At 71.9% G+C, this 3462-nt stretch carries 4 protein-coding genes; 2 read left to right on the forward strand and 2 right to left on the reverse strand.

The window, feature by feature from the left end; genetic code table 11:
- The coding region (locus PO768_RS28160; protein WP_272648696.1) for a general secretion pathway protein GspB at window positions 1–343 on the forward strand (343 nt) is incomplete at its 5' end.
- Between the two features lies 1 nt (window position 344).
- Here the strand turns inward: PO768_RS28160 and PO768_RS28165 are convergent.
- The gene (locus PO768_RS28165) at window positions 345–1250 is read right to left on the reverse strand and encodes an SDR family oxidoreductase (RefSeq protein WP_272648697.1); all 906 of its coding nucleotides are present in this window, start codon (window positions 1248–1250) and stop codon (window positions 345–347) included.
- Window positions 1251–1415: 165 nt separating this feature from the next.
- Complete coding sequence (locus PO768_RS28170) at window positions 1416–2264, reverse strand: AraC family transcriptional regulator (protein WP_272648698.1); 849 nt, start codon at window positions 2262–2264, stop codon at window positions 1416–1418.
- Window positions 2265–2494: 230 nt separating this feature from the next.
- On the opposite strand from PO768_RS28170, the gene proC reads away from it, so the two are divergent.
- A complete protein-coding gene (proC, locus tag PO768_RS28175; protein ID WP_272648699.1) occupies window positions 2495–3307 on the forward strand; it encodes a pyrroline-5-carboxylate reductase in 813 nt (270 codons plus the stop codon).
- The last annotated feature ends 155 nt before the right edge of the window (window positions 3308–3462 follow it).

Here is a 3462-nt window from a genome sequence, read left to right on the forward strand (position 1 = left end):
GAAGCGGCTGGAGCCGGCCCCGTTGATCATCGAGACGCCGGTCGAGACCCGACCCAGCCCAGCCCCGCCCGTCATGGCCAGCGCCCCGATCACCCCGCCTGCCGCCACCGAACGCGCGGTGCCCGCACTGGTCGAGCTGCCCGAGGCCTTCCGTCGCAGCCTGCCGCCGCTGGCGACCAGCGGCGCGATGTACTCCGACGCGCCCGCCCAGCGCATGCTGATCGTCAACGGCCAGCTGTTCCGCGAGGGCGACAAGATCGCCGAGGGTCTGGTGCTCGAACAGATCCAGCTCAAGCGCGCGATCTTCTCGGCGCGCGGGCAGAGTTTCAGCGTCAGCTATTGATTCAGCGCTCCGGCAGCTCGAAGGCCTCCACCTGGCGGCCATCGATATCGCTGAAACCGTACTCGCGTGCCAGATCGGCGACCCGCAGCACCCTCCCGCTGCGCGCCAGCACCTGCGGGTCGGCCGCGAGCGCGGCCACCGCGCGGCCCAGATAGCGCGGCGACTCGGTGCGGGCCAGCGCCGGGCTGTCCTGCCAGTGCGCCTCGTCGGTCCGGTGCCCGCTGAGCACGAACTCGGTCCGCATCCAGCCCGGCGACAGCGCCAGCGAGGCGACGCCATGCGGCCGCAGCTCCTCGGCCATGCCGAAGGCCAGCCGGCTGATCGCGGCCTTGGCTAGGTCGTAGAACAGATTGCCGCGCAGATAGCGGTCGCGGTCCCAGAAGGTGGTGCCGACGATCAGGCCGTGGCCCTGTTCCACCAGCAGCGGCGCCGCATGGCGGCCGGCCAGCAGATGGTTGCGCACGCCACGGTCCATCATCGCGTCCCATTGAGCCAGCGGATGCTGCCAGAACGGCGCTTCGAAGACGCCGTCGAAGCACTCGTGGCCGCCCCAGGCATTGTTGACCAGCAGATCGAGCCGGCCCTGCTCGCGCCAGACCCGCGCGAACAGCGCGGCCACCTGCTCGTCCTGGGTGTGGTCGCAACGCAGGGCGATACCGTGCCCGCCCAGCCGGGTCAGGTCCTCGGCGCAGTCGTCTATCGTGCCGGGCGGGCGCTCCAGCCCGGACAGCGCCAGGATCTGGCCGTAGCCGTCGGCTGGCTGCTCGCGGGTGCTGCGCCCGGTCACATAAACGGTGGCGCCGGCCGCGCCCAGTTCCAGCGCGATGCCGCGCCCGGCGCCGCGGCTGGCGCCGGTGACCACGGCGACGCGGCCGCGCAGCGGTCGCGGTGTGGGAGAGTCCTGCATGGCTTGTCCTTGCTGATGTCAAAGCCACACGGTAGCGCCGGCTCAGGGCCCTGTATTGGAAGAACCCGAAGTCGCGCGGGCCAGGAACTCGGNCAGCGGTCGCGGTGTGGGAGAGTCCTGCATGGCTTGTCCTTGCTGATGTCAAAGCCACACGGTAGCGCCGGCTCAGGGCCCTGTATTGGAAGAACCCGAAGTCGCGCGGGCCAGGAACTCGGTGGGGCTGAGGCCGCACAGCGCGCGGAACTCCTTGGCCAGATGGGCCTGGTCGTAGAAGCCGCTGTCCAGGGCCAGATCGGCCCAGCCCGGCGTTGCGCCCTGCAGCCGCAGCCGGCGCAGGCAAGCCTGCAGCCGGGCCAGCCGGCTCCAGGCGCGCGGCGACAGACCCACCTCGAGTTGGAACAGCTGCTGCAGCCGGCGCTCGCCGACACCGAGCGCCGCCGCGATCTCGCGCAGCGGCCGGCGTCCCTCGGAGCTGCCAATCAGCTGCAGCGCCTGCCTCACCGCCGGCCGGCCGTTGATCGTCGGGCCAGGCAGGCGCTGTTGCAAAAAGGCCTGCAGCATGGTCAGACGGGCCGCGTCGCCGCAGACGGCGGAGAGACGCTCGTTCAGCGCGGCCCCGGCACCCCGCCACAGGCTGTCCAGTGGCAAGACCTGACCCGTCAGCTCGCCGGCCGGCAGCCCCAGCAAGGCCGCTGCGGCACCCGGTCGCAGGGTCAGCGACAGGCCCTCCAGGCGACCTTGCAAGTGCAGCAGTACCGGCGCTGCCGAAGCACCCAGCACCCGGACGGTCGGCGCATCGCCGAACTCGACGATCAGGCGCAGTGCGCCGTCTGGCAGCACCCGCTCCAGGATCTCGGAGCCGGCCGGGATGGTCTCGCGGTAGGCCAGGATGTGCGACACATAGGGGCGCAGCGGCGCCGCCACCGGACAGGCGCGCAGCGTGCCGGGTGGCATGCGGGCCTCGGGCCCGTGCAGCTCGTCGCCGTCAAGCCGCAGAAACAGGCGTTCGTTCATGACTGGACCGGATGCTAGCGGCTGCGGCGGTGGCGAGCTGGCACGGAAGCTGCTTTAGTGAAAGTACGTTCGTTTGTCTCCTCCATCCGCCTGGATGGATTCAGGCCCGGGGCTCACGCCCCGGGCGCTTTTTTTGCCGGCGGCGGTGCGCCCACCCTATTCGGGGGCAAGGCCCGCACCCAACTGGTGCACGGGACGGGTCGATGAGCCGGGCTCTACACTTGCGCCCCATGAGCACCTCCATTGCATTCATCGGCGGCGGCAATATGGCCAGCGCCATCATCGGCGGCCTGTTGCGGTCCGGCCGGGCAGCGCAGTCGCTGATCGTTGTCGAGCCCTTCGAGGCGCAGCGTGCCAAGCTGGCAAGCGACTTCGGCCTGCATGCGCTGGCGGCCCCCGATGCCAGCCTGGCCGGCGCCGGCCTGGTGGTCTGGGCCGTCAAGCCCCAGCTCTTCGCCGAGGCCGCCGCGCCCTGTGCCGGCCTGCTGGGCCAGGCCCTGCAGCTTTCGGTGATGGCCGGCATCCGCAGCGATGCGCTCGCCGCCGCCACCGGCAGCGAGCGGGTGGCGCGCGCGATGCCCAATACCCCGGCCCTGATCGGCCAGGGCATTGCCGGCCTGTTTGCGCGCGCCGCCGTGTCGGCCGCCGACCGCGCCCTGGTCGAGCAAGTCCTGGCCCCCACCGGCGCGACGCTGTGGGTGGACGAGGAGGCGCAGCTCGATGCGGTGACCGCGCTGTCGGGCTCGGGCCCGGCCTATTTCTTCTTCATCGTCGAGGCGATGATGGCGGCCGCCCAGCAGATGGGCTTGTCGGCCGAGCAGGGCCGGCAGCTGGCGCTGGCCACCTGTGGCGGCGCGGCGGCGCTGGGCCTGCAATCGAGCGATTCGCCGACCCTGCTGCGCGAGAAGGTCACCTCCAAGGGCGGCACCACCCATGCGGCGATCAGCAGCCTGCAGGCCGACGGGGTCGACGCCGCCATCGTGCGCGCGGTGCGCGCCGCCGAGCAGCGTGCCCGCGAGCTGGGCGAAGAGTTCGGGCGCTGAGTCTGCCGCGATGGGGATTGCAAGCCGCAGCGGCCTGCGCGACTGGCTGCGCGCGCCGGGCTCCTTGAGTCGCCGCCTGGCGGCGCTGGGCCAGCGCTACGAGGTCCAGGTCTTGCGGCAAGAGGTGGCCCCGCTGCGCGGCCCCGAGCGCGCCG

Origin of the sequence: Paucibacter sp. XJ19-41, assembly GCF_028462495.1 — a bacterium.
Classification (GTDB): domain Bacteria; phylum Pseudomonadota; class Gammaproteobacteria; order Burkholderiales; family Burkholderiaceae_C; genus Roseateles_E.